This window comes from Mesorhizobium sp., assembly GCF_004963255.1.
Classification (GTDB): Bacteria; Pseudomonadota; Alphaproteobacteria; order Rhizobiales; family Rhizobiaceae; genus Mesorhizobium.
The window spans coordinates 1-24,548 of sequence record NZ_SUGA01000057.1; the positions used below are offsets into that span (position 1 = coordinate 1).

General features: G+C 56.2%; 17 protein-coding genes and 4 pseudogenes. 13 read left to right on the top strand and 8 right to left on the bottom strand.

Annotation, left to right across the window (positions count from 1 at the left end):
• Positions 1-206: 206 nt before the first annotated feature.
• Together E5X34_RS31095 and E5X34_RS31100 are read right to left on the bottom strand one after the other, a co-directional pair.
• Positions 207-557 (bottom strand): annotated as a pseudogene (locus E5X34_RS31095) (transposase); the annotation flags it as partial.
• 169 nt (positions 558-726) lie between these two features.
• The gene (locus E5X34_RS31100) at positions 727-3,357 is read right to left on the bottom strand and encodes an HAD family hydrolase (RefSeq protein ID WP_292572903.1); all 2,631 of its coding nucleotides are present in this window, start codon (positions 3,355-3,357) and stop codon (positions 727-729) included.
• 551 nt (positions 3,358-3,908) lie between these two features.
• On the opposite strand from E5X34_RS31100, the pseudogene E5X34_RS31105 reads away from it, so the two are divergent.
• A pseudogene (locus tag E5X34_RS31105) lies at positions 3,909-4,193 on the top strand (transposase); the annotation flags it as partial.
• Positions 4,194-4,444: 251 nt separating this feature from the next.
• Here the strand turns inward: E5X34_RS31105 and E5X34_RS31110 are convergent.
• The 5 genes and pseudogenes from E5X34_RS31110 to E5X34_RS31130 form a co-directional block, all read right to left on the bottom strand.
• Positions 4,445-4,837: a transposase gene (locus E5X34_RS31110; RefSeq protein ID WP_292112914.1), complete on the bottom strand. Its 393-nt coding sequence runs from the start codon at positions 4,835-4,837 to the stop codon at positions 4,445-4,447.
• A 109-nt stretch (positions 4,838-4,946) separates the two neighbouring features.
• The gene (locus E5X34_RS31115; RefSeq protein ID WP_363791896.1) at positions 4,947-5,156 is read right to left on the bottom strand and encodes a transposase; all 210 of its coding nucleotides are present in this window, start codon (positions 5,154-5,156) and stop codon (positions 4,947-4,949) included.
• The gene (locus E5X34_RS31120; protein ID WP_292112911.1) at positions 5,090-5,326 is read right to left on the bottom strand and encodes a hypothetical protein; all 237 of its coding nucleotides are present in this window, start codon (positions 5,324-5,326) and stop codon (positions 5,090-5,092) included. Before E5X34_RS31120 ends, E5X34_RS31115 begins: the two co-directional genes overlap by 67 nt.
• 265 nt (positions 5,327-5,591) lie before the next feature.
• Positions 5,592-6,506, bottom strand: coding sequence for a TauD/TfdA family dioxygenase (locus E5X34_RS31125; RefSeq protein ID WP_292112908.1), 915 nt, complete (start codon positions 6,504-6,506; stop codon positions 5,592-5,594).
• A 694-nt stretch (positions 6,507-7,200) separates the two neighbouring features.
• A pseudogene (locus tag E5X34_RS31130) lies at positions 7,201-7,639 on the bottom strand (transposase); the annotation flags it as partial.
• Between the two features lie 164 nt (positions 7,640-7,803).
• Between E5X34_RS31130 and E5X34_RS31135 the strand changes: the two are divergent.
• The 12 genes and pseudogenes from E5X34_RS31135 (at position 7,804) to E5X34_RS31190 (ending at position 23,478) form a co-directional block, all read left to right on the top strand.
• Positions 7,804-9,057 (top strand): methylaspartate ammonia-lyase, encoded by a 1,254-nt coding sequence (locus E5X34_RS31135; protein WP_292112906.1) that lies wholly within the window; start codon positions 7,804-7,806, stop codon positions 9,055-9,057.
• A 14-nt stretch (positions 9,058-9,071) separates the two neighbouring features.
• Positions 9,072-10,223: a CaiB/BaiF CoA-transferase family protein gene (locus E5X34_RS31140; protein ID WP_287310924.1), complete on the top strand. Its 1,152-nt coding sequence runs from the start codon at positions 9,072-9,074 to the stop codon at positions 10,221-10,223.
• A gap of 112 nt (positions 10,224-10,335) precedes the next feature.
• The gene (locus tag E5X34_RS31145; protein WP_292112899.1) at positions 10,336-11,247 is read left to right on the top strand and encodes a CoA ester lyase; all 912 of its coding nucleotides are present in this window, start codon (positions 10,336-10,338) and stop codon (positions 11,245-11,247) included.
• 135 nt (positions 11,248-11,382) lie between these two features.
• Positions 11,383-12,309 carry a LysR family transcriptional regulator gene (locus E5X34_RS31150; protein ID WP_292112896.1) on the top strand — a complete coding sequence of 309 codons (927 nt, stop codon included), beginning with the start codon at positions 11,383-11,385 and terminating at the stop codon, positions 12,307-12,309.
• A 189-nt stretch (positions 12,310-12,498) separates the two neighbouring features.
• Positions 12,499-13,932 carry an NAD-dependent succinate-semialdehyde dehydrogenase gene (locus E5X34_RS31155; RefSeq protein WP_292112893.1) on the top strand — a complete coding sequence of 478 codons (1,434 nt, stop codon included), beginning with the start codon at positions 12,499-12,501 and terminating at the stop codon, positions 13,930-13,932.
• Between the two features lie 5 nt (positions 13,933-13,937).
• Positions 13,938-15,482 (top strand): fumarate hydratase, encoded by a 1,545-nt coding sequence (locus E5X34_RS31160; RefSeq protein WP_292112890.1) that lies wholly within the window; start codon positions 13,938-13,940, stop codon positions 15,480-15,482.
• Between the two features lie 499 nt (positions 15,483-15,981).
• Positions 15,982-16,479 carry an Lrp/AsnC family transcriptional regulator gene (locus E5X34_RS31165; protein WP_287172783.1) on the top strand — a complete coding sequence of 166 codons (498 nt, stop codon included), beginning with the start codon at positions 15,982-15,984 and terminating at the stop codon, positions 16,477-16,479.
• A 1,411-nt stretch (positions 16,480-17,890) separates the two neighbouring features.
• A complete protein-coding gene (locus E5X34_RS31170; protein ID WP_292112883.1) occupies positions 17,891-18,751 on the top strand; it encodes a DUF4231 domain-containing protein in 861 nt (286 codons plus the stop codon).
• Between the two features lie 9 nt (positions 18,752-18,760).
• Complete coding sequence (locus E5X34_RS31175; protein ID WP_126080675.1) at positions 18,761-19,267, top strand: TIR domain-containing protein; 507 nt, start codon at positions 18,761-18,763, stop codon at positions 19,265-19,267.
• A gap of 491 nt (positions 19,268-19,758) precedes the next feature.
• Positions 19,759-20,180: pseudogene (locus tag E5X34_RS31180) on the top strand (transposase); the annotation flags it as partial.
• A gap of 222 nt (positions 20,181-20,402) precedes the next feature.
• Positions 20,403-21,809, top strand: coding sequence for an aminotransferase (locus E5X34_RS31185; RefSeq protein ID WP_292112880.1), 1,407 nt, complete (start codon positions 20,403-20,405; stop codon positions 21,807-21,809).
• A gap of 931 nt (positions 21,810-22,740) precedes the next feature.
• Entirely contained in the window at positions 22,741-23,478 is a 738-nt protein-coding gene (locus E5X34_RS31190; protein WP_292113037.1) for a LuxR family transcriptional regulator, read from the top strand.
• A gap of 547 nt (positions 23,479-24,025) precedes the next feature.
• Here E5X34_RS31190 and E5X34_RS31195 read toward each other — a convergent pair.
• Entirely contained in the window at positions 24,026-24,307 is a 282-nt protein-coding gene (locus E5X34_RS31195) for a DUF2285 domain-containing protein (RefSeq protein ID WP_091597912.1), read from the bottom strand.
• Between the last annotated feature and the right edge of the window lie 241 nt (positions 24,308-24,548).

A 24,548-nucleotide genomic window follows, 5' to 3' on the forward strand; every position in this document is an offset into this window, starting at 1 on the left:
GGCGACGAGGCAATCCTCAAGGCCAAACGGGACACTTCTTCAACGGCCTGCTAGGCCGCCACTCCTCACCCCCGCATCAGGAAACAACCGGGCGCGGTCTCCAGTATGCGATTTATAGATTTTTCTGTCAAACGGCTTACAAAACTTACTCCACGCCGAAACACACATTCGCTCCTGAGCTTGCTGTTGAAGGCCTCAATGAAGCCGAACTTCAGAGCCTGGCAAGGCCTCCGGATCGATACGCCCCATGCCGCCAACATCCCGTCGACCAGCTTGCGCTTGCGGGCAGGCCTCGGAGCTTTCGGCAGATGACGTCCTGCGGCATTTCCCGGTCAAGCGTCAGGTCCGCAACGATCTACTTCAACCGGCTGTTCTCTTCCTCAAGAGCCCGCAGCCGCCGTATCTCATCAGGCAGCAGACCCTAGTACTTCTTGCGTCAGTTGAAATTAGGTCGCCTGACTGATCCCCCGCTTTGCGGCAGATATCCGCAACCGGCATGCCGTCGTCGCCTGCTTGATGATGAACGCCTTCTGCGCCAAAAACTTCGATGTCTTCATCGCTCTCCGCTCCATCCCCAGCCGGGTCCAGTGTCAGGGGATCAGAGCAGGCGTTTGATGCGTCGATACTTTCATCGAAGCCCAGGCGCCGACAGGGCTTCATCCGCGATCCTCCGAATCCCTTCGGAGCCAGCGAATCACCGCTGCGCGGCGGCCCCATCTTTCCTCCTTATTGCGAGGCGCCTGGCCTCCGCGGCGGATCAGATGCCCTCAGAACCAAGGGGCGAAAGATCACATGATAGTAATGAGGCGTTTCGAACTGTTGCAAATCAACGGGAGGTATTGTCGCGACACTTGCCTGTGACAGGCACCGGTAAATCTCTCCCTCCCGGTCGATTTCTTCGAAATCGAGAGAGCTCGACACATTACTACAAACTCTTCTTGCGTTATTTAAAAGTTGTATACCCGCGATCTGCAACCATTCGTAGTGCTCGCCCAGGAGCATTTTCACGGTGGTGCCGCTTTCATATGGCAACATAATGGAGAAATATCCGTCATGCAGTTGGTGTGCTCTAAGCGAGAAGACCTTGGAATCGCGTATGCTTCCTATCGAGACTTTCAGAGGTGAAAATCGCACGTTCATATCTTCTGGCCTTAGATCAAGTTGAAATCTTTTTTGCACTAGACCGCTGAATGCGAAGTCAAGCCCCAAGCTGCGCGTTTCAAATGGACCCAGCCGATAAGGTGAGGGCAGGCACCTCACATTCTTCCAAGCACCGTCTAGATCATAGAGCGTCTTCGTGCGGTCTGGCCCCATAAACTTGTCGTTCTGGAAGCCCTTGAAATATTCCAACTCCGCTTCGATAGGCATGTAGCCATGACGAAATAGAGCTGCGTGGGCGGTCCGCTGCAAAATAGAAAGCTCGTGCGTCAGGCCAGACTTCGCAAAAAACGATCTCGCATCATTGATAAACCGCAAGGATTCATCTTGAACTTTGGCAACCTTCTCGTACTGCCTCTCGCTAAGTTTGATCTGATCGAGAACTGGTTCGCCGTCCAAATCATAGTCTACAACCATTCCTTCCTTGAGGATGCAACATTGCTCAAATAAATCATAACCCCAACAATACGTTGTAATAAGTGCCTTTCCGTTCGCCGGGCGGTAAGGTTCGTCGGAAGCTACCAAATAGCGCCCAAGTATTTCGACTTTGAATTCTTCTGCGAATGTCCGAGTTAAATATTCCTGAGTTCTGCCGTAATAGGCTATGTCCGCCAAAACAATGGTATCACCTTCCTCGACCTCAAGTTCCTTTGATATATACCGCATTATGCGTTTGCGCAAACCAGACGACTTCTTGAATATCAACTCTAACACATCGTCGTCGCGCAGCAACTGATGGAATGCCGTTCGCGGATCGGCAGATTGATGGGCGATTCTTATTAATATTTCAATCACTTCAGGCGGAAGCAAAAGCTGTTTTGCAGTGGCGTAAAAATCGTCAACTAGTTCGGGGTCGATCCCGCTGATGTAATAATCGACATCGGCGCGGGTTTTGAAAGAGGCCGCAATAGCAAGAAATTTGCGGACTCGTACCAATTTGCCGACGGGCTTGCGCGCATAGGCCTCACACGCAGCTGAAAGAAGATAAGCGTCACGCAACAGAAAGAAGACTTTTACTCGCTTGCCCTGCTGTTGTAGTGCCGCCACCTCGTCAATAAGAAAACGGGCGTACGCGTATAGCACCGGACCAAACGACATGTAGCCGATAATCGTCTCAGGCGCATACGGCTGCAGGTTTGCTACAGCAAAAATTGGTCGAAACGGACTGTAGCATGGCAGAACAACTGCTTCCGGCGCTGCCTGATCGAGTACTATTAACGACGATGCCGCGTGCTGTAGGCGCAAGAAATCTGAGACCTCATGATCAAACGGCAGGAAGTGCAGCGCACGTACGCCCAATTTCCGCGGCGCTTGCGCATCCGCTACATCATTATCTCCGATGTGGAGTAGTTGCGATGCAGGCACGCCACACTCCTTGATTACGATCTGAAAAAGGGCATTGCTCTTCGAGGTCCCATAATCGACAGAGCAGTAGATCTTGTTAATTGACTGCATGACGTCCGCAGGCAAATGGCGAGCCAAGAGGCGCCTTAACTCGTCTTCGCGCAAATACGTATCGCTCACGATGATAATTTTGATACCACGGGCGTGCGCCAGCCTGATCAGTTCGACATAAGGTAAGAATGCAAAGCAAACATCCATTTCGGTTCGGATTTCCGCCTCGGCCAATAGCTCCCGTTCCTCACCAGAAAGCGATGTAAAAAGCCGATAAATATCACCGAGAGAGGTCTCCCTGGATCCGTTCTCTAATGGCTTCGCTCGATAGGCACGCGCAGCAGCGCTAACGCGTTGGTGAGGAGCTATCCCTAACCTTCGCGCAACGGGATTATCTGCGAGCACGGCGAAAACGTCTGTAGGTGTCGCCGTCTTGCGCCATAGCAACGTATCGAAACAGTCAAGCGAGAGCACCTTTACGGAGTCCCCAAACTCGTCTAGAATCGTGGGGATGTCGTGAACTTTTATGTTCGTCCTATGGTGGGTATCAAGCATGTTGCTCGGGAGCAGACGATCCTCCGGTTTGCGCCGCCGGGTGGTTTTTCCTGTCAGCCTACCCCCGTCTGGAACCATCGCATCAGGGTGACCGCTAGACCGAGAGAGGTCGTCTCCGGGAAGGCGCGGCAATATCTCGCCAAAAAGGTCAGGATCAAACGGATTTTCCAGACGGCACTTGTCGGAAGGCTGTTTGTCTTCATCGGTTTGCTGTATCTTGGCGGTTAATCGCTTCAGTATATTCTGCATAATATTGTCTCCTTCGCGCGAGCGCAATCTTTCTGGGGAGAACTTCTCACTTGATGTGCAAGCATGGCGTCGGTTAACACATCAATGAACGTTTCAAAATTCATGCCAGCCGGGCGATCGAGCGAAAGAAGACGTTTGTTGTTGCTTTTCAGTGGTTTGGCCTGAAGCGACACAAGAGAATGGCTAAATAGGCCTTTGTGCCGAATCCGACAAACATGACAGAGTCGGGGGCCCGGTTAGACCGCCGTGGCGTGGCACATCGGCAAATCGCAGCAGCGAGTTGCGTGCGTTAAGTTTATGCAAAAATCACCAGATGATGGGGTCGTCCGCCACGGCACACCATTACCACGCCAAGCACGGCGGGTTTGGAGTACCTATCCGGCTCCAGATTGGAATAGCCGTCCGGCATCACCGGAGAGGCAGGCATCCACGGAAAAGGTTACCATCACGGGGTCAATCTGGCAAAGAAGTCTTTCAACTGCACGGCTGATCAGTCGTGTTCCCAAGAAGCTGTCGCGCTTGCAGTTTTGCAAATTCATGGCGGGTCAGCCGCATGTATCGTGGCGATGGAGGCATGCGCCGGCTCCCATTATTGGGCTCGCGAGACGGTCCGGCTTGGCCATCAGCCGAAGCTGATTGCACCTCGGTAGTCAAGGCGTTCATCAAGCGGCAGAAGAACGACGCAGCGGATGCGGAGGCGATCGTCGAGGCAGCGCAACGGCCAACGATACGCTTCGTCGAACCGAAAACCGGAGGAGCAGCAGTCTCGGTCCATAATGTTTCGCACTCGAGAACAGCTGGTCAAACAGCGCACTGAGTTGGTCAACACATTGCGTGCGCGCCTGTTTCGTTGAGGACGACAACGCCAATTTGGCTGATCTGCCGCGATCTACTGGACCGGATCTACCGTCTAGCCGGTTTATGCACAGCGCTGAACGTCTGGCGGCCTGAGGTGGTGATCTGGTCGCCGTTTCGGTTCTTTTTGACAAGCTGGTTGGTGCCGGCGGTGATCCGTCGTGATGGAAAGCGGGTTTGCGGGTTGAGGTCAGCGGGTTCGGTTCGGGGCGTTGGCGCCCCGTCGGCTACGTCACGAGCCGCGGAATGCGGCGAGGACGATGCGTAGGATGCGCTGGTCCGGGCAGGATGTCAGCAGGTGCAGGCGGATTTGGGTTTTCATCTCGACCACGCGCGCGGCGACCTTGATGAGGCGCAGTCGCGGCTGTCGAATTGGGCGACTGCGAAGCTCGAGCGTTTCGGCATTGCGGCGCGCAGACCCCCACATCAGCCAGTAGGCGCCGGAATGCAGGAACAACCGGAACTGGTTGGCCGTCCCTCTTGTGCAGGAGGTGCGGTCGGCGGCGAGATGCGTCTTCCACGACTTGATGTGGTTCTCGGCAACGCCGCTCCGGCAGTAGACATCCTCGTAGAGCGCCTTGGCTTTGCCACCGGCAAGGTGGTGACGATGAAGCGGTGTCTGCACCTTGGGCGCCGACCTCGATCCGGGCGATGATGCGCTCTACACGGCTCCAGCTGCCGGCGCCGTCGAAGAATTCCTTGACCTGCGGACCTTGTCCGTCTTCGCCGACGCTTCAAAACGCGCCAGCGCACTGTTTCCAGCTCCGCGACCGCTTGCGCAAGGTCGTGGTGGGCGCCACGCCGAGAATGAAGTCGACAGCGTTGGCGCGGCACCAGTCGATGACCGGCGGACTGCAGTAATGGCTGTCGGCTCGGATCAGGATCCGGGTGTTCGGCCAATTGCTTCGGATCGCCCGCACCAGGCGTTGCAGGTGGGGGCGGATTTCTGCCCCACTCGGCCGCTTGGCCGGCCGGAGCGCAGCCCGTTGGCGTCGTTGCCATCCTCATAACCGGCGGCGATCTTCATGCGGAAGCCAATCATATCGGCCAGGCTGTGGATGACCTGGTTTTGGCAGCGCGGATCGTCGATGCAGCGCCAGACGGTCAGCCACATGCCGCCGTCAAAACGGCGACGACGGACTTGCCGCCGACAGATGACAATCCGCTCAGCGGCAGCGTAAGATCATCCATGGTGGGTGTGGTCAACGGAATGATTCGGATCGGAGTAAGCAACCAAAATCCTAGTCATTTCAGCGGCTTGCACACCACATCCGCCAACCCCTGTAAATGTTTCAGGTTAGATGCTTCAGGCTGACGAGGTGGCCTGCATCCGTCGCGACGATGCAGGATGCACTGAGATATCGGTCGTCGATCTTCCCTCATTTGACACGAGGGGTCAGTTCAACTTCGTGAGGGGTCGGCTTCTCATTTCGCCCGACAAACTTGAAACGCGCAACGCTGTACCGGCCGTCAACACTGACGGGCACCTCGCCCTCGATGGTCGCGCGACAAACGACGCGGTGCTGGTCGCCGTAATCCGCGGTCGCACAATGCATCGTGGCTCGGTTGTCCCAGATAGCAACATCACCCTGCTTCCACTTCCAGCGCACAGTGTTTTCCTGCGCGGTGATATGAGACTCAAATAGATCGAATAGCCTCTGGCTGTCATATTTCGAGACGCCAACGAAACGTTCTACATAAGAGCCGAGCACCAGCGTGCGTTCGCCGGTTTCGGGGTGGACGCGAACGACTGGATGCTCGGTCTCGATCCTCGGTCCGGTAAGCGGCTGGACATAACGCCTATTATGAGCTCCGGGCCAGCTGTGAACAGCCCAGAGGTCGTCGGCAAGCCGTTGCAGCGGCAGCGGCAAATCGAGATATGCGGCCGCCGTGTTTGACCACACCGTGTCGCCGCCGACTGGTGGGATCACAACACCTCGCAGCACCGAAATCTTGGGATAGGCATCCATGCAGGACCAATCGATGTGCCAAATGTCAGCTTGGAGATCTCCGTCTGCTGAATTAATCTCGAAGATCGGCGTCTTTCCCTCCGGATATGGCGAAGGCTTCCCGAAACGAAGAGCAAAGCGCTGCTGCTCGGCGTCGTCGAAATGACCCTGGTCGCGGAAGAAGACGACTTTGTGCTCAAGCATCAGGCCGTTTATCGCAGCGATAGTCTGGTCCGGCAAATCGGCCGACAGCTTGATGTTCCTAATTTCAGCGCCGATGCGCGCTGTGCATTGAACGACATCGGTACGTGGAATGAAATTATTGACCAAGTTAATTTTAGTCATAGTGGCATTCTCCTTTTTCGATGCAAAGCTATTCAACTGTGGCACCAAAGCATTTCTGGCATTGTTATCGATCGATCCAGCGTGTAATTCTGTTACCGCAGTGTCGGCAGCTCTCGAGCGTCTTACCGAACGTCACTCCGGGAATCGGGTAGCGGTCAAACATTCTTGATCAGTGACGCTCTTCCGATGTTGTACGACAAATCTCCGCCTGCGCTAAGCCGTGCGGGAATCGATGATCGAGGCTAATTTCTCAGAAGAAGCGCGCCAACCCGGCGCTTTGCAAGCACTTCCAAATTCTGGTATATCCTTTGATCGGGCATCACGACCAGAGGCTGCGGGCTCGTCTTGATCGTTATGGCTTGCATACTGCTGTCTCCTGTTCGCTGGTGGTAGTGTTACAGTGTCTCCATTTGCACCGCACCTACCACTCCTAGTAGGTTGATCGCACCCAAGCGAGATCGGCGCGATATCTCGGCTATAAGAGCGCCTTGCCGGCGAACCCATAGAGCGCTGACGCACAGCGCTTGGCGACGCATTCGACTTCAGACGCGTGAAAGGAATTGCATGCATTCGCGCCCGTGCTGCTCTTCGGACCGGATGCCGCCACGAGCGGCGAGCGAAAGCGGCGGGTTGAATACAGCCTCAGGCTTGCTGGATTTGTGAGCAAGTATTGCCTTCAGAAGGCGACCGGCGCTGAGCGCTTGTGGCCATGGAAGTCCGCTTCCGCGTTGCGCCCGGCGCCTTCAGCCGGCGGCCCGCCCGAGCCGTCCTTCGGTTTGACGCTCTTCATCGTCGCCCACGCCTCGATCAATGTGCCGTCGAACGAGAAAATGGTCCGAAGACAGAAGCTTCTTCACCTGAGCTGCGCCAGCTCCGCGCCTAAGAACTTCGCCGCGATGTCACCTTCCAGCAATCACTCGCGGTTCTTCGAGAACACCGAATGGTCCCAGCCCGCGTCATCGACGCCGATACCGACGAACCAGCGGAACAGAAAGTCGTATTCCAGCCGCTCAATCAAAAGCCGCTCCGATCGAATCGACTAGACTAGAACGCCTGCAGCAGCATCGCTCGCAGCAGCTTTCCGGCCGGATCGAAGGCCGCCCCCTCGGCGAATACAGCGCCGCCAAGTTCCGCTCCCACGTCGCCAGCGCCTCGCACCAGCCATCTCAAAACGCGATAGCACTGTCCGGAATATTATATTGGCCGACCCCAACGTCAAGTGGCACATAATTGGCGGGTAGCGGACCGAACTTCATCCGTCCGTCAACGCCGTCCGACAGAAATCGAGCGAACTGAAGTGCAGATCAAAGACGTGCTCCTCGCGCCAGGAAACGGCGCGTTTTTCTACGACGATCAGGCAGCCATAAGAGCCGGTGCCTCGCAGGACGGTTTTGTCTATGTGGGCGAACCCGTCACGCCCAACTTCGAATCCATTCGCGTTCCGGCATCTTCGCTGAGTGTCGGGCTTGTCCTTGCCGACGACACTGTCGTTTGGGGCGATATGATGAGCGTTCAGTATTCTGGTGCCGGTGGACGCGATCCCTTGTTTGAAACTGCTCAAATCTTGGATTTGACTTCGCGGGTTGTGGTGCCTCGGCTTCTCGATGTCGATGTGTCTCGTTACCTTGATGCCTGCGCCAAGGTTTTCGAGCCCTTCGGACACAAGCGGTTATCTCTCGCTATTGAGTATGGGGTCAGCCAGGCGCTCCTACGCGCAGCAGCCCACCTTCAACGTACGACGATGGCGGAGATCGTATGCAGTGCATTTAACCTACCGCTGCCAACGCGGAGGGTCCCTATCTACTGCCAGAGCGGTGATGCTCGGGAAATCAACGTCGACAAGATGATTCTGAAAGCCGTGGATGTGCTTCCCCACGGTCTGATCAACTCATGGCAGAAATTCGGCATGGACGGGCAGCCCTTCATGGAGTTCGTGAAGTGGGTTGCAACGCGTACGCGCCAAATCGGCCGCCCGGGATATCATCCGGTGCTGCATTTCGATGTGTATGGCTGGATCGGGCAGGAAATCGGCCTGGAGCCGCAAAGCATTGCCGATTTTATCTGCAAGGTTGCAGATACCGTCCCGGATTTCTTGCTCAACATCGAGTCCCCGGCGGATTTTGGTTCGACACAAGCTCAAATTGAGAACTACGCCAAAATCGTATCGATTTTGGACAATAGGGGTTCCAGCGCACGTATCGTCGTGGATGAGAGATGCAATACGCTTGAGGATATTCGGCTCTTTGCCGAAGCGAAGGCCGCGCATCTGGTTCAAATTAAAACGCCAGACGTCGGCTCGATCGCCGATTCCGCGCGCGCTGTTCTCCTCTGCAAGGCGAATAAGGTTGGGGCGTATGTCGGAGGAAGTTGTACCGAAACGGATCTCTCCGCACAGGCTTCAGTCCACGTCTCTGTAGCGACTCAGGCCGATATGATGCTTGCGAAGCCTGGAATGGGTGTCGACGAGGCATTCTCAATAGTTGGGAACGAACAAAATCGGTTGCTGGCTATGCTGAACCGTCGTCGAATTCAAAACGAAAACGTTGGATGAAAACACGGTGTCGCATGCAGAAGTCTCTTGAGGGGATCACCGTCGTTGCCGTGGAGCAGGCGGTTGCTGCGCCTTACGCTTCGTCTCGCCTTGCTGATGCCGGCGCCCGGGTGATCAAGATCGAGAGGCCCGAAGGGGATTTTGCCAGAAATTACGACAAGTTGGTGCGGGGTCAGAGCGCTTACTTCGTCTGGCTCAACCGGGGTAAGGAGTCGGTCTGTCTGGACTTGAGATCTGAGGCGGACCGCGCCGTTCTGGACACGCTCATTGCCGGTGCCGACGTTTTGATCCAAAATCTAAAGCCGGGCAGTATCGAAAAATTGGGTTTCGGGTCTGCGGATCTGCGTCGACGTTTTCCGCGGCTGATCACCTGCGATATCTCTGGTTTCGGGGAGCAGGGGCCGTATTCCCACTTGAAGGCTTATGATCTCATCGTCCAGGCCGAAACTGGTCTGTGTGCGATCACCGGGACGCAACAGGGACCCGCCCGTGTGGGTGTGTCGGTTTGCGACATCTCGGCAGGCATGACAGCGCACAGTGCCATTCTTCAGGCGCTGTATCACCGCGAGGTCACCGGCGACGGGACCAGCATTCAGGTGTCACTGTTCGATGCCGTCGCCGACTGGATGAACGTGCCGGTTCTTCAAAACGACTACAGCGGCTATCACACGGTGCGCGCGGGCGTGAAACACCCGTCGCTCGCGCCGTATGGCGCCTATCGCTGTGCCGACGGCAAAGAGGTCATCTTTTCGGTTCAGAATGACCGTGAATGGGTGAATTTCTGCGAGAAGTTCCTGAAGCAGCCGGGGCTTATACGCACACCTGGTTTCGCCGATAATATGGAGCGCCTCGGTCACCGTGCGCAACTTGATGAGATCATCGAACAGCGGTTTTCCGAACTGTTATGCCACGAAGCAATGCAGGAGCTTGAGGCGGCCGGGTTGGCATATGGCCGACTGAACGAAGTCGTGGATGTTTCAAAGCACCCACACATTCGCAAGGTGCAGGTCGGAACACCCGAAGGAACCATCGAGGCGATAGCGCCGGCGGCGATCTTCAACTCTGAGCGCCCTTTGCTGCGCCCCGTTCCGGCTCTTGGAGCTCATACCGAGGCTGTCCGCGAGGAGGTTCTGGGACGTTTGCGCGAACGAGCTGCGTCAGCGTGAGCGCGCGCCTTGTCGGGAAGGGGGCGCGGTCGCGACCCAACCCTTTCCAGTCCCACGGCCGCCCAGAAAGCTCACTGACGCCCGCGCTAGAATCGACCGCAGAGGCGACTTCATGAACGACGCCGGTCCGGCCGTTGAAAGCCCGATGTCCATTCCCCGCTGGAGATCTCTGCTCTTCGTTCCTTCTCATGTTCCGCGTTTTGTGGAGGCGGCTCATGAGCGCGGGGCAGATGGCATCATACTCGACCTAGAGGACTCCGTTCCCCAGGATCAAAAAGGTGAGTCACGGCGCCAGCTTGGTGCATCCGTGGCAAAGGTGGGCCGCAGGGGCGCTTCTGTTTTAGTTCGCGTGAATCGCGGGTTGCGAGCCTTGGCGGCCGATCTCGACGCAGCGGTGATGGCGGGCGTTGATGCACTTGTTCTTCCGAAAGTGGATTCGGCAGCGTGGGTAGCAGAGATCGCGAATGCGGTATCGGAACTCGAACGAGAAAGAAATCTTCCGTTGGGACGTATCCGGTTTCTTGCCCAAATCGAGACCCCAGGTGCCTTGCAAAAGCTATCGGCCATTGCCTCGTCACATCCCAGGATGGTCGCAATGGCCCTTGGCCCTGAAGACTTCAGTGCCGCTGTTGGCGGCGCCCCAGAACTTGATCTTCTCTTGACGCCAAACCTTTCTGTTCTTTTTGCCGCCCGTGCGGCCGGGTTGCTCCCGCTGGGCTTCATAGGAAGCATTGGCGCGTTCTCTGACACTCACAAACTTCGTGAGGCTGCGGAGCGTGCACGGCGGCTCGGCTTTGCCGGAGCTTTGGCGATCCATCCAAACCAGGTTGCCATATTCAATGAGGCTTTTTCGCCAAGCCCACAGGAACTCGAATGGGCCCGTCGTGTCCTCGCGGCGGAGAAAGATGCGACGGCGCAGGGCATAGGCGCGTTCGCCCTGGACGGAAGGATGGTCGATCCACCGGTTATCCAAAGGGCCCGAGATATCATCGCCACGGATCCGGGCGCCGGGTTGGGCGTCTGAGGCCTCAGCGGTTGGTTACCAAACTGGAGCGACCCTACGGCTAGGCGTTATGCAACTCGGCACAATTATTGCTGTCGCGCCATCGCATTTCGAGATAGATTAAACCAATTGCAGTCCGCTCTCGGATGGGTACTCGTGGAAATCAGGCAGTTAAGATACTTCGTCGGTGTGGTCGAAGCAGGCAGTTTCACGAAGGCCGCTGGCTTCCTTAATGTTGCCCAGAGTGCGCTGAGCCTGCATGTGCGTCAACTGGAGGAAGCCTTCGGCACTCAACTGCTGATACGCGACAGGACCGGTGTGAGCGTGACGGCGTCAGGAGCCAAACTGCTCGATCGCGCTCGGGCGATTCTTAAAGAAATTCGACTTACCGAGGTGGAATTGACCAACACAGCTGCTTCCCCCGCCGGGGAGGTGACGATTGGCATTCCGTCTGGAGCTGCTCGCGTCCTGAGCGGTCCGCTGCTTGAGGCGGTGAGAAACGAACTGCCCAAGGTTTCCCTCAAGATGGTCGAGGGTATGACGGGACCGCTGGAGGAGTGGATGGCTGCTGGACGCTTCAATCTGGCGGTACTCTACCGCACTGCGGATAGCGTGGGCCGAATGACGGTGATAGCGCGCGAAAACCTTTGTCTGGTGGTACCGTCCGGTGAGCCGCCTTTCGAAGATGCGATATCTCTGGCCGACCTGCATGCATTCCCCCTGGCGGTTCCCATGCGCAACAACAATGTCAGGCGTTCGGTGGCTGACGTCGTCGCACAGCACGGTTGCGCGCTGGACGTCAGGTTTGAAGTGGACTCGCTTTCAACGATCATCAACATGGTCGTAGAGGGGAAAGCGCATTCTATTCTCGCCGCGTCTGCGGTTCAGAAAGAAGCCTCTCAGGGTCTGGTCCGTACGGTCAAGATCGTGGATCCGGTGATTACCCGCTCCGTTGTGCTTGCTGTAAACCCGAAAGATGAGCGTTCCGCCGCCGTGTCCGCAGTCCGCAAGCTCATTCCGAAGGTCGCGAGAGAATTGATTGAAATCCGGAGCTGGGCAGCGGTGGCGCCTGAAGCGACTTGACAGCCGTCGATCTATAAACAGGACACGTTTTTTGCGATCCAGATCAATCTGGATTCCAGATGGATTTCCGCATTAAACGATATTTGACCTGCCGTGACCATCGCGACCAAACTGGCCCAGCGAGTTCAGCCGTTTCGACACCCAACGGTGCTCGTATGGCAAAAAATATTCACACAAGTGGAGCCCGCGATGTCCGACGCCAAGAGCTACGAGCTCTTCATTAACGGCAAATGGCGAGCCGGTGGCAGCAGAGCAACATTGCCGGTGATCAACCCGGCGACGGAGAAGGTATTTGCCTCAGTGGCCTCGGCTACGGTGTCAGACTTGGATGAAGTTCTTACTTCGGCAGAACGCAGCCGCAAGGCGTGGTCCTCACGACCCGCCAAAGAGCGTGGCGAGATCCTCGTCTCTGCCGCCAGCATTCTGGCAGAGAAAGCTGGCGCCGCAGCCAGGGACCTGTCGTCCGAACAGGGAAAGACGATTGCCGAAGCGACAGGAGAATACGCGCGCGCGGTCGAAACGCTGGAATGGAACGGCCGGCATGCTGATGAGCTATCGGTCCCGATTCCGTTAGGCCCGAACAGGATGATCGTCCCGGAGCCGCTCGGTGTCGTCGCTGCCTTTACGCCCTGGAACTATCCGGCCGTTCTCATCGCCCGCAAGCTCGCCCCCGCGCTGGCGGCAGGCTGCCCGGTGATCCTCAAAGGGGCCGAAGAGACGCCAAGCGTGGCTGTTCATATCGTGGAATCGTTGCGCCAAGCAGGGATACCGGAAGGAGTGGTCAACCTGGTGTTTGGTGTGCCTGTGCATATATCGCGGCATCTGCTCAGTTCGCCAATAGTGAAAGTCTTGACGTTTACGGGGTCAACTGCTGTTGGAAAACAGCTAGCAACGCTCGCCGCGAACAATTTGCAGCGTTGCATTCTTGAACTCGGTGGACATTCCCCAGTTATCGTGTGCGAAGATGCCGACCTGGCAACGGCTATACCGGCTATTTCGGAATACAAATTCGAGTGCGCGGGCCAGAGTTGTAATGCGCCCAGCAGGATTCTTGTCGCCCGATCCCGCTATGAGGAATTCCTGTTCCGGATGACGGAGGCGGTCCGAAAAATCAGGATCGGACCACCGGATGACCCTGCAACGCAAATGGGGCCAATGGCAAACGCGCGTCGAATAGAGGCCATGAAGCGCCTGACCAAGGATGCGGTAGAAGGCGGCGCCCGCATCGAGACCGGTGGCACCCCCCTTGACCGACCGGGGTTTTACTGGCCTCCAACCATTTTAACGGGCGTACCGAAGGAAGCTAGAGTGCTTCATGAAGAGCCGTTCGGACCGATACTCACTGTGGCTCCTTTCGATACGATCGAAGAGGCGATCGATGAAGCCAACGCCACGGAGTACGGTCTGGCCGCCTACTTGTTTACTGGCGCGGCCGATACGCAACAGAGGCTTGTGAGCGGTCTTTCTGCGGGCGCTGTTAGTGTGAATTACCTGAAAGGGGTTTCCGCTGATGCCCCTTATGGAGGAGTCAAGCAAAGCGGCTATGGATATGAAGGCGGCGAGCAGGGGGTGCGAAGCTTCCAGATTCTGAAAATGGTCAATGGCCTCGGTTCGTTTGGATAAATTCGGTGGGAAACAGAACACGGACCATCGCCGGTAGCGACATCACAAGGAGCGTCGCCGACGCCCTCCAGTACATCTCGTACTATCATCCTCCAGATTATATCCGTTCTCTTTCTCACGCATACACGCGAGAACAGAGCCCGTCGGCGAAGAATGCCATAGGTCAGATTCTGCTGAACTCCCGCATGGCGGCCTTTGGGCGGCGCCCGATTTGTCAGGACACCGGACTTGTGGTTGTCTTCGCAAAGGTCGGCATGGATGCCCGTATTAAGTCAACGGCCAGTTTCGCTGATCTTGTGAATGAGGGCGTACGTCAAGCCTATCTTGATCGGGACAATCCCCTTCGGGCATCGATCGTTGCGGATCCCCTCGCTAGACGGGTCAACACCCGCGACAACACGCCGGCAGTTGTCCATGTCGACCTGGTGCAAGGTAACCAGATTGAGATCACCATCGCCGCAAAAGGCGGCGGGTCGGAGAACAAGGCACGTTTTACCACCCTCAATCCCAGCGCGTCCGTTTCCGACTGGGTGGTCAATACCGTTTCGACCCTTGGCAGCGGGTGGTGTCCACCTGGACTGATCTCTGTCGGCATCGGTGGTAGCGCTGAAAAGGCGATGCTGCTGGCCAAGGAGGCCATGAACGAGCCCATCGATATGGCGGAACTGATCGCAAGGGGGGCGTCGAGCGCAGAGGAGGGGCTGCGGATTGAGCTTTATGAGCGGATCAACGCTCTTGGTATCGGCGCCCAAGGCCTTGGTGGTCTGACGACAGTCGTTGACGTCAAGGTTGCGACCTATCCTACTCATGCTGCGTCCAAGCCTGTGGCGCTCATCCCGCAATGCGCCGCCAACCGGCACCTGAAGTTTACTTTGGACGGCTCTGGACCCATCAGCCTCCAGCCGCCCGATTTGCGCGCATGGCCCGACATCGGAGCCGACGAATTGAACCCAGCCGGCGTCCGGCGGGTCAATTTAGATACGCTGACGAAGGAAGAGACGGCATCGTGGCGCTGCGGTGAAACGCTCCTGCTGTCTGGAAAGATGCTGACGGGCCGTGACGCTGCCCACAAACGAATGGTCGAACTGATCGATGCCGGCAAGCCGCTCCCAGTCGATCTGCGGGGACGCGTGATCTACTACGTCGGTCCCGTCCGGGCAGTGAGGAATGAAGTCGTTGGACCCGCCGGTCCAACAACCTCCAGCCGCTTGGACGATTTTACGGACAAGGTGCTCGCCGAAACCGGCCTTTTCGCGATGGTGGGCAAAGCGGAGAGGGGACCGGCGGCCATCGCGTCGATTGTAAGACACAAAACGCCATACCTTGCTGCAGTGGGTGGCGCTGCGTACCTGATTTCAAAGTCGATTAAGGCGGCGCGGATTGTCGCCTTTGAAGACCTGGGCATGGAAGCCATCTATGAATTCGATGTGCAGGACATGCCCGTCATCATGGCTATCGATGTTGAGGGAAACTCCATTCACAATTCCGGGCCTCTGGAGTGGCGTAAGCGTATGGCGGCCGACAGCATCGCACGCAACATCGGTGTTTGAGTCTTTCCGGTTGGGCGATTTCGGCCAGACCCGAGCGCCAAATTATCGGGCAAGCCATAAGACGAGCGGCATTTGCGGTGCCCTGCGCCTCGGCGAGCCGGACAAGCAAGGCCTTCAGTTCACCCTAATAGCTGAATGTGCGAAGTGAATACTGCATTGAGTATGCCGTCCATGCGATCGAGGGTCGAATGCAGTCGCGCGTCTATCAAGTACGGCAGCGAGATTCAAGAAAATCGGTTATCTATTTATCATGGTCTCCGCCGCCGCCGACTATCCTCTCCAGCTGCACCATTGCCCCGTTAGGCGTTGGGGCGATAGCCAAATTACTTCTGCAGCTTTTCTCAGCGGATCGCTCTCCCTCAGCTGATTTTCGTACCCATTCTAGCACATCTCGGGCCTGGAACGGATGCCTTCCACTACTACATTCGGTCGTTTCAATTGATAATAGAATTGATCGGCACACGGCGCGCTGTCGATCGCTGCTTGAGAGCAACAGGTTATGAAGTCGAAACCCGATCCCGTGCAACTCGACAGTTGGGACCTCCGGATCCTCTCCGAAATTCAGGCAGACGGTCGGATTTCAAAAAGTGAGCTTGCAAAACGAGTTCATCTTTCGGCGTCCGCCTGTTCGGAGCGGCTCCGAGCACTCAAGGCCGCAGGGATTATTGAGGGATTTTATGCGCGACTGAGTCCTGCCCTCATCGGCGGCATGATCTTTGTGATGGTGGAGGTCGTGCTGGATCGTCATCGTCTTGAGGACCAACGACACTTCGAAACTGCTATCCAAGAGATTCCGGAAATCCTGGACTGCTGGGCAATTGGGGGGCGCGTGGATTATCTGATGCGGGTCGCATCTCGTTCTATGGCCGCCTATCAGGATTTCATGGAGGGACTGCTGCAGGCAGGCTTGGGGATTGATCAATACTATAGCCTTGTCGTCACGAAACCAGTGAAGTCCAATTCACCGATACCTTTGTCCGCCCTGAGGCAACGGTAAAACCGAAAGCTTAAGTTTCAACGGCGTTTGGCACGGATCCCGTAGATTCGTCGGCAAAAGGCACCCATTCCGGCGAAACTCAAGGGACATTTGCGGTATACTAATTGCTGGAAAAAGGTGGCCGAGCGCTATCCGCCAGTTGATGGCGAGGAAGGACGATGCGCTTGAGCAATCTGGAACCGATCAATTCCAGGAGACGGATCGAAGCAGCCATCGGGCACTTGGCCAGCACGGTTGCGGCGAGAGCCAAACCGGATCGTGCCTGGTGGAGGAGGCGTCGATATCTACGATGCGAAGTGCCGAAAAATGCCTCTACCGCTACCTCAAGGGGGGGGGCTTTCGCCCTGGATTGGCGATCAGTGGCGATTGAGCTTAGTCGCGGTCAGCGCATCCGTGTAGGGGGCGAAATCTACAGCGAGGGTTTGGCAAGCCGACGGGTAGCGGGAGTGCAAGCTGGCCCGCTCGGCCTTGGCGACCAACCCCGGCCCTCGACGCCTGCGGACATTCGGAGATCGCTCCATCGCGTTTTTACGTCGTAAGTTCGTTGCTGATCGAGATTAGGAGATCGTCTGTCCTGTTTGACATTGCTGGTCTCCGCAGCCTTCTAAGCGAGGAGCATCGCTGTACCGGGGTCGCGTAGGTGGGTGACAAGGCCGGTCACTCCTGCCAGCCGACGTGGTCTTCGAGAAGGTAGAGGTTGCCTACCGGCTGGAGAGCATGGTGCCAGTTTTCACAAGACAAGGCTCGCTTAATCGAATGGGCGTCAAGTTCATAGATTGCGAACAGATCATGGGGGGATTTGAATAGTGCTACTGACCGAGGCAGAGCTGAAAAGAGTTGCGAATGCCAGTCGAGGACATAGAGCCGCATCGATCGTTCTAAAGGAAGAGATGGCCGCAGCTACAGCCAGATCGTCATTCGACGTTTTTCTGTCACATTCTTTCAAAGACGCAGAGATCGTTCTCGGTGTGAAGCGGATTTTTGAGGAGCTTGGGTTCACTGCTTACGTAGATTGGATCGAAGATTCACAACTGGACCGCACAAAGGTCTCCTCGGCCACTGCCGAGTTGCTGCGGACCCGTATGAGGCAGTCAAAGACGCTAATCTATGTTCATTCAAACAATTCTCCAGGTTCCAGATGGATGCCTTGGGAGCTTGGCTTTTTCGATGGGTTTCGGACCGCGGTAGCAGTTCTCCCCGTGGCAAAAAATTCTTCGGAAACATTCTCTGGGCAAGAATTTTTGGGCCTATACCCTTACATTGATGGGACAGGACCTGCATTCCTGTTTATGAACAGAGGGACCGCGCCTCGCTCAAGAATAGGCTCTGTAAGCTCGACTGCTAACCTCACGTTTGCCAAATCCTGGCTTAAAGAATTTACCGCCACAAAATAGACTGGTGTGCTTCAAAAATGAAATATCCTGGACTCTATAATAGCGCCGACGTGGCATCAAACGAGCAGCAGGCGACGTTTCTCCGCCTGATCCGGACAGAGTACGTTCTTCTTTTTCTTGCGTCGGTTCTCTCTTTGGATTTGTCGCTATCAAAGGTCTATTTCGGTGTGTATGCTGCCGTGTTTCTTTGTTCAATGGGAATCCTCATTTTCCGTTCGGTCACAAAGCCCGAGCAGGTCTGGTATCAAGCCAGAGCTTTGGCAGAGTCAGTAAAGACATTGACTTGGCGCTTTGCGATGCGAGCACAGCCGTTCGATGACGCGCGTGCGGCCGACGCTAGAGCTGATTTTCGCAAGCTCATGGAAGACATTCTTGATAGCAATCGTCACCTTGGCAGCGCGTTGAGCGGCACCGATTCAGCATCCCCCCAAACAACCGATCAGATGATGTCGATAAGGGACTCCCCGCTAAAAGAAAGAAAGGAGCTATACCTGCAGAAACGAATTTGCGATCAACGTAAGTGGTACGAGAAGAAAGCGCGCTCGAACAAGAGATCCGCAAAAATCTGGATGGGCCTTGGTGTCATTGCCTACGCTCTGGGGTTCTCGTTCATCGTAGTACGTATCGCTGACCCAGCGATGCCAGGCTGGCCGACAGAGCCGTTAATCGTTATTGCCGCCTCGCTTATCGGGTGGACCCAGATCAAGAAATTTAACGAATTGGCATCGGCTTACACGTTGACAGCTCACGAGATCGGATTGACTGCCGACCTTATTACGGACGCCAACTCGGATGAGGCATTCTCCGCCGCGGTGAACGAAGCCGAACTGGCTTTCTCACGGGAGCACACCCAGTGGGTTGCTCGTCAAAACAACTAAGAGACAACAATGGCATACAGCGATCCGACCTATGTAATATTTGACGGCGATGAAGACGCTTGGGCATACCGCTTTATGAAAGGGTGGAATGCCAGCGAGAATGTGAGTTTTGAATTCGCGAACGCTCACGATCTGGACAATATGACAAGCCGAGCACAGGACGAAGATTATGTTAAACGCAATCTTCGCAACAGAATGAATGGATCGAGCCAGGTACTTGTCCTGATCGGTGAGAAAACGAAAAACCTTTTTCGCTTCGTGCGCTGGGAAATGGAATTGGCCCTTGATCTAGGTCTGCCGATAATCGCAGCAAACCTTAACGGCTCGCGACAACAAGATGCGAGCTGTCCGCCTATCATCAGGGACAAATGTGTTGTGCACGTGCCGTTCAAGATGAAGGCCATCAAGCACGCGCTAGCCAATTGGCCGAGCGAATTTCATCGGCTTTCAAACGCTCAGCGTGGCGATGGCGCCAGGAGCTATGGCGAAAGCACCTATCGGGATCTCGGCTTATAATCGCTCACCTAAAAGTACTTAGCCGCCAAAACATCCTCGCCATCTGCTGGCGGCGACTAGCCTTAGCAGCGTCCGCCAGCGTGTTCCGAGCTTGCCGAGCGATGATAAGAAGAGCCGTCCGATTTGCTGAGTTTGGCTGAAAGCTGCAGGTCATGTGCAACCTATTAGAGGAGCCCCGCTCGAAGCGTCAGATCGTCAGATCGTCAGACCGAAGATCATGTCGCGCGAGGGGCGCTGGTTTCGAGAGGAAAAGGAGCGGCTGTTCGACGTTTGAGGCTTGATCCAGCGTTTCGAGACTGCACGATCGGCCAGCATTGATGGAGGCAGCTTGTCAGGCCGCGCAATTCTGTCGGTTCGCCCCCTCCTGCGAGCCGCAGCTCGGCTCGCCCTGCGCAGCAACCACGAATTTGCGATCGCAAGAAAGGCAACACACTGACGATAGAACTTGGCGGCGCTGGTCGGCTGCGAATCAAGATGTCGATGGCGAGGAGCTCTCGCCGCGCGTCTTTGCCGGGCCGAACCTTCTGGCTATGCTCCTTCGAGAAGTCTGCCGAGCACCAGCCGCCGCACCGCCAAAGCGATCAATATGCGCGAGGGCACGACCTCAGCCTCTCAGCGCTGGCCAACCAGGTTGGAGCCTGTGCCGCGGCACGGAACCCGCTGCCTGCTGATCGAGGCGAATGTGCTTTGCCCCTGATCACCTGCGTTACCACCCTTGGGAAGGGCAAGACCGATCCGGACCGTCAGAATGTAAGGGATGACCGGCAGTTCGGCGGAACATGGCCGGCGGCGCTCTATCGTGCCTCGCGCGGCCGGCGGGAACAGCATCCCGAGCGCTATTCATCCTTCAATATCGCCCGCTAATCGGGCACTATGCTGGGCGCATGCGCGTCGTAAGCTGTTCGTGTTTGCAGGACGCGCCCCGACGTCGCAAAATCAGTGAGATCCAATTCAACGCTCCCTCGGCTAAGGCGAAGGTGACGCCTTAGTTTTCACGGCAATTCGGGCCGATCCCGCGAATTCCACGGCGAATAACCTGCATTCCCGAGAAACTCGAGGGACGTTTCCGGTATGCTATTTGCTAAACAGGTGGCTGGCCGAGTGCCCTCCGCCAATTTATCGCGAGGAGAGGGACATGCGCTTGAGCAATCTGGGAACCGAGCAACTCCGGGAGAAGGATAGAAGCTTCGTCTTCCATCCTTCTACGCATCTGGCCAAGCACAGCCGAGGCGAAACGCCAAATAGGATTATGGCCGGTGCGGAAGGCGTCTATATCTGGGACACCGAAGGCCGAAGGAGCCTCGACGGTTTCGGAGGGCTCTACTGCGTCAACATGGGATATGGATGCACGGAGATCGCCGAGGCCATTGCCAGGCAAGCACACGAATTGCCGTTCGCGCACGTCTATGCCAGCCAAGGTACGGAGCCGGTCGCCCTGTTGGCAGAGGCCGTGGTCGAGTATTTCGGTCAGAACATGCGAAGGGTCTATTTCGGCCTCTCCGGTTCTGATGCCAACGAAACCAACATCAAGCTGGTCTGGTACTATAATAACATTCTTGGCCGGGCCGAAAAGAAAAAGATCATCTCGCGAAATCGCGGCTATCACGGGTCTGGATTGGTCACGGGTAGCCTAACTGGCCTTCCCTTCTTTCACAATTTCTTCGACCTGCCTCTGGATTTGGTGCGCCATACAACCACGCCGCACTATTACCGCCAGGCGCGTGTCGAGGAGAGCGAGGAAGCGTTCTCCCGGCGCTGTGCCGATGAGCTTGAAGCCTTGATCCTGGCCGAAGGACCGGAAACGGTTGCAGCTTTTATCGGAGAGCCGGTACTTGGGACAGGAGGTATTGTTCCGCCCCCCACAGGGTACTGGACGTCCATTCAAGCGGTGCTCGACAAATACGATATCCTTCTAATCGCCGATGAAGTGGTCTGCGGCTTCGCGCGAACCGGGGAGAAGTTCGGTTCCCACCTGTATAACATGCGTCCGGATTTCGTGACCATCGCAAAGGGTTTGAGTTCCGCCTACCTTCCCATCTCCGGGTCAATCATTGGCGACCGTGTCTGGTCGGTTTTGGAACAAGGAACTGAGAAGCACGGCGCACTCGGCCACGGCTGGACCTATTCGGGGCACACACTTTGTGCCGCAGCCGCGCTCGCCAATATTCGACTCCTTAAAGAAAAAAATATTTTGGAGCATGTCCGCGATGTTGGACCGTATTGGCAAGATCGGATGAAGGTCGAGCTGGCGGGACATCCCATGGTTGGTGAAGTTCGCGGAGTGGGTATTCTGTCGGCCGTAGAGATGATGCGGGACCCAAAACAAAGGATACCCTTCGAACCCGACCTTCAGGTCGGGGTGCGCACTGCAGCTGCTCTGTTCGAGAATGGTGTCATCGGACGGGCCATGCCGCATGGCGACATCCTCGGTTATGCACCCCCCCTGATCATTACCCGAAAAGAGATCGACATCATTGTCGACGCGACGGTAAAGTCGGTCGATACCACCTATCGCGCGCTGAAGGCCGAGGGTGCCGTATGATTTTGCGATCGCGAAGGAGTGAGTCCGGAGGCAGGCATGTCCCTGCGCGCTACTGCGCCGAGCAGACCCAAAACTGTTGAATTCCAGATATCTGATCTTGAGCATGCTCCGGACTATTTCAGCCACGAACCGAATCAGTTCTGCCGCCGCTGTCCTGTTGCCCAACGACCAGGACCTCTGTGCGGCGCGCCCTGCGGGTGTACCTCCCCGCCGGCAGGGCGCCCTTTTTGACCCACGTAATCAGAATCATTATGGCCCGTGCGGAATCGAGGGTCTGGTAAAGGTCATCTGCACGTTCCGATGCAGATTGAGCTTAGACGCGCCCTTTACATCATTGCAGCGGGCCACGGCCGCCAGTTCCAAAGTGCGGCAACGCCGAAGATATCTTCCTTTTCACATCACAAAGAGCAGAATAATCATTGCGGTGAATTTTATCACGTCAGGTATATAAAAGGACGATACTCACACGCCATCCCGTTCACAAGGAAAAGGCATTTTAACATTGTTGAGACGATTTGCCTATCAAAGAAAAGAAAGCATCGCAACACTTCTTTCCGGATCACGGCGCCCCGGATGGGGGATGAGCGGCTATCCGAATTGTTATGCTCGTGCCGACCCAAATTCCTGCAAAAGCTGGGTCAATGATGGCTTTTGCTCAGCGCAGGATGATTTCTAGTGATTTGGACGGTGCAGGGGCGGTCATGATTTATGCATGGAGATTCTCTGATTGAGCTGTTGAAAGATCAAGAGGCGTCTGCCAGACGCCCATCGGGCGAGCCCAGCATGATTGGGATGACCGGCGAAGATCGAAAGTGTGGCAGTATTCTGGAGCCTGGTCAGCCCAGCGACGCCCGCGAAGTCAATCGCGTTTGTCGGGACATACACGACGCAGCCGGAAGGCGTGCAGAAAGAGGAAGAATCGAGCGCGACGATGACGAGGGACATGCCACTTGTTTTCGAGACATTCCTTGAAAGACTGTCACAGAGTATCGATGAGGCAGATTTCCGGGATGCCATGGCTGAGGCGGCCGGACGACTTGACCTAATCTCCTTTGCCTACCTCTCCTTGCCAGCACGGCCTTCCGGCAAACCGAGGCTAATTTCGAACTATCCACCCCGCTGGACCAGACAGTATCTGGAAAATCAGTATGAGAAACTCGATCCTGTGGTCTTGCGTGCTCGAAATGGCGGCTGCCCGTTTCACTGGGGATCGAATTTGGGAGGCGATAAAATGTCGCCGGCTCAACAGCAGCTATTCGATGAGGCGGCTCAATTCAGCATCTGCTGCGGTTTGACGATCCCAATTGTCGATCTCCGCGGCCGCATCGCTGCGGTTACTTTTGCCGCCGATGAGCCTCGTCCAGGATTTCTTCGGGTCGCTGAGCGGTACGAACAAGCTCTTCAGCTGATGGCGGCTTGCTTTCATCGTTGCGTTCGCCGCAAACTGCCGAGCGATCGAACAGTGGATGGGATTTCGCTGACATCCCGCGAATATGAGTGCCTGCGGTGGGCAGCGCGGGGTAATTCAGCCTGGGTGACCGGCCGCATCTTGGGCATCAAGCCACGCACGATCGCTTTTCATTTGGACAATGCCAAGAAGAAGCTAGGCGTGCGAACCCAAAATCAGGCTATAGCCCTTTTGGGGTCCGAAGGGTCCTCAATTCTCTGAGAAGCTTTTTGATCCCCTTGTGCTCGGGCCATTCGATCGCGCGCTTTGTATCGAGCGTTGACTGGATGCCGAGATCTTCTGTTCCGCCGGCTCGGTCAGGGCGATGCAGCCGTATTCTTCCAGTCCGCGCCGGTGATCTTAGTCTATCGGTGCTCGAGCGGGTGTTTCGTCGCTGACGAGCTAGTCGTGCGGTTATATAGTTTCCGAGGATGGCCCGCTTGCAAACCTGCCTGCCGGCAATCTCTAACCGTTGACTTAGGGCGATGGCTATCGGTTATCCGGCTTGAAAGCGAAGAGGTGGACCCTTCGGGGTCGAGCGCCGGCACGATATGGAGTGCTGCTCCGGGCTAATACCCATCCAGACAGAGCGGAACCTTCTATCACGTCAGACGCTCGGACAATTGCCAAAACCCCGATTTCCTGGGAACTGAATTGTGCTCGCCACCGAGTCCATTTTGCCGGCGCGTCTGTGGTGCAGGTCCCGATCAGCCTGACCACTGGCTGCCACAGGAACTGCCTACTTGTATGACCGAGCACTGCGCATTTGTCAGCTGGCGAACAATTCCTTGTAGCCGCTCGTCACCATCCAGTTCGCACGGTCGAGATGACTACGAAGCGCCTTCCTGGCGCGCTCCGGTTCAAGTGCCGGATCAATGCCGAGGATCAGATGGGCCATTTCCTCTTGGGGTGCCTCATCGGCTGAGGCGTCCAGGAGCCTCATATAGGTGGTAAAGTGCGCCCTGTCGTAGGCGGTAAGACGGTCAGACCAAGGGACTTCGTCGAGCAGTGTTGGGCTTTGAATCCTATCTGTTCCCGTTGATCGATTCATGTCTGCCGCGAACCTCGCATGTTGATCGCTGGATTCAAGGCAGAATATCCCAAAATGGGATAATCCGAAACGGGGATTAGTCGCTGAGCCGGTCTCTACCTGACCGGTTCACCTAAATGCCAAAATCTCTTCGATCTCCCCGCCACCAGCGGTTTCTGGCCCAGTTGATCTCACTGCGCAAGGTCAAAGGAGGGCTTTGCACGGAACTGAGTTGGTGATTCGGTAGGTCCGGAATGAAGGG